At 63.3% G+C, this 2343-nt stretch carries 2 protein-coding genes; both read left to right on the top strand.

All coding sequences use genetic code 11. The features are described from left to right. Window positions 1–339 precede the first annotated feature (339 nt). Window positions 340–1089, top strand: a complete 750-nt coding sequence (locus tag EN884_RS33285; RefSeq protein ID WP_013529425.1) for an electron transfer flavoprotein subunit beta/FixA family protein — start codon at window positions 340–342, stop codon at window positions 1087–1089. A 158-nt stretch (window positions 1090–1247) separates the two neighbouring features. After that, window positions 1248–2177, top strand: a complete 930-nt coding sequence (locus EN884_RS33280) for an electron transfer flavoprotein subunit alpha/FixB family protein (RefSeq protein WP_024503779.1) — start codon at window positions 1248–1250, stop codon at window positions 2175–2177. Window positions 2178–2343 lie beyond the last annotated feature (166 nt).

The following is a 2343-nucleotide window of genomic DNA, read 5'->3' as shown; positions in this document are numbered from 1 at the left end:
GTGCCGCTGTTTGCCGGCGCCGACGAAGACGTCGCGCCCGCCGCGCCCGACCAGCCGCCGGTTGCCACGGAACCGCTGATCCCCGATCAACCCGCCGCGACACCGCGCTGGGGACGCGGAAACGCTTCCAGTTCGGACTGAACCGATTTGAGCCACTTGCAGCGTATTGACGTGCAGGGTTGCCGCAACTACGGAAACGTCTCCGCCGCAACCTAAGGCGGGCAAAGACCAGAATTTCCATCCGGCCAGAATTTCCACCTGGAATGTCGGCTTTCGACAACTCAGAACGGGTGCAGGCTGTTATAGCGCGCCCAATTAGCGTGAAGAGGTGACAGGCAAATGAAGATCCTTGTGCCCGTGAAGCGGGTTGTGGATGCGAACGTCAAGGTTCGCGTGAAGGCTGATGGTTCGGCGGTGGAGCTCGCCAACGTCAAGATGGCGATGAACCCGTTCGACGAGATCGCGGTTGAAGAAGCGATCCGGCTGAAGGAAGCTGGCAAGGCGGAAGAAATCATCGTCGTCTCGATCGGCCCGCAGCAGGCGCAGGAAACCCTGCGCACGGCGCTCGCCATGGGCGCCGACCGCGCCATCCTGGTCAAGACCGACGAACAGACCGAGCCGCTCGGCGTCGCCAAGGTGCTGAAGGGCGTCGTCGACGCCGAGCAGCCCGGCCTCGTCATCCTCGGCAAGCAGGCGATCGACGACGATTCCAACCAGACCGGCCAGATGCTGGCGGCACTGTTGGGCTGGGCGCAGGGCACCTTCGCCTCCAAGATCGTGCTCGACGGCGACAAGGCCAAGGTGACGCGGGAAGTCGATGGCGGCCTGCAGACGGTGGAACTGAAGATGCCGGTGATCGTCACCGCCGACCTTCGCCTCAACCAGCCGCGCTATGCCTCGCTGCCCAACATCATGAAGGCCAAGAAGAAACAGCTCGACGAGAAGAGCCCGGCCGACTACGGCGCCGACGTCAAGCCGCGGCTGAAGGTCATCAAGACCGAAGAGCCGAGCGGCCGCAAGGCAGGCGTCAAGGTCAAGAGCGTCGCTGAGCTGGTCGACAAGCTGAAGAACGAAGCCGGCGTGCTGTAAGGAAATCCGATGAGGCCGGCCTGCAAACGGCTGGCTTCTCCGCTTCCGGTGCTCACGTACAGAAGTACGCTCCGCTCCGGTTCTCGAAACCAACCGTTTTCGACTCGGCCTGACCGGATTTCAGGGAGCCGCGAAGACGAAAGTCAGGAATATCATCAATGGCTATTCTTCTGATTGCAGAACACGACAACGCAACCCTTTCCGACCAGACCGCCAAGGCGCTGTCGGCCGCGCTGCAGATCGGCTCGGACGTGCATGTGCTGGTTGCCGGCAAGGGCGCCAAGCCGGCAGCCGACGCTGCCGCCAAGCTGAAGGGCGTGAGCAAGGTGCTGTTGGCCGAGGCCGACGAGCTTGCCGAGCGCCTGGCCGAACCGACGGCAGCGCTCATTGTGTCGCTGGCGGGCGCCTACGACACCATCATCGCGCCGGCGACCTCGTCGGGCAAGAATGTCGCGCCGCGCGTGGCTGCGCTCCTCGATGTCGCGCAGGTGTCCGAGATCATCGAAGTCGTATCGCCCGACACCTTCAAGCGGCCGATCTATGCCGGCAACGCCATCCAGACGGTGCAGTCGAGCGACGCCAAGAAGGTGATCACCGTGCGCACCGCCTCCTTCCAGGCAGCCCCCGAGGGCGGCTCGGCAGCCGTCGAGACCGTTAAGGCCGCGGCGAATCCGGGCCTCTCCACCTTCATCGAGAACAAGCTTTCCGAGACCGACCGTCCGGAGCTGACCTCGGCCAAGATCATCATCTCGGGCGGCCGCGCGCTGGGCTCCTCGGAGAAATTCCAGGAGGTCATCCTGCCGGTTGCCGACAAGCTCGGCGCCGCGGTCGGCGCTTCCCGCGCCGCCGTCGATGCCGGCTATGCGCCGAACGATTGGCAGGTCGGCCAGACCGGCAAGGTGGTTGCCCCCGATCTCTACATCGCGGTCGGCATCTCCGGCGCCATCCAGCACCTTGCCGGCATGAAGGATTCCAAGGTCATCGTCGCCATCAACAAGGACGAGGAGGCGCCGATTTTCCAGGTTGCCGACTACGGCCTCGTCGGCGACCTGTTCGTCATCCTGCCGGAACTGCAAAAGGCGCTTTGACGCTTTCTGCCAAAGCGTATTAAATGGTGAGGGTGGGGTAGACGAAGTCGCCCCGCCCTTTTAGTTTGCACCGCACAAAAAGCAGGCCGCAAAGGCTGAAAGCAATCCAGCAAAAGTGCGCAGCGGTTTTGCGTCCGGGATTGCGGTAAAATAAAAGGTGGAGCGC

Source organism: Mesorhizobium sp. M7A.F.Ca.AU.001.01.1.1 (assembly GCF_004022735.1).
Classification (GTDB): domain Bacteria; phylum Pseudomonadota; class Alphaproteobacteria; order Rhizobiales; family Rhizobiaceae; genus Mesorhizobium; species Mesorhizobium ciceri.
Note: the sequence above shows the minus strand (reverse complement) of the source record. Positions and strands in the feature narration are given on the sequence as shown.

What these genes read in the sequence shown, in the direction of transcription:
- EN884_RS33285 (WP_013529425.1), top strand. Translation starts at nt 340, where the DNA reads ATGAAGATCCTTGTGCCCGTGAAGCGGGTTGTGGATGCGAACGTCAAG.
- EN884_RS33280 (WP_024503779.1), top strand. Translation starts at nt 1,248, where the DNA reads ATGGCTATTCTTCTGATTGCAGAACACGACAACGCAACCCTTTCCGAC.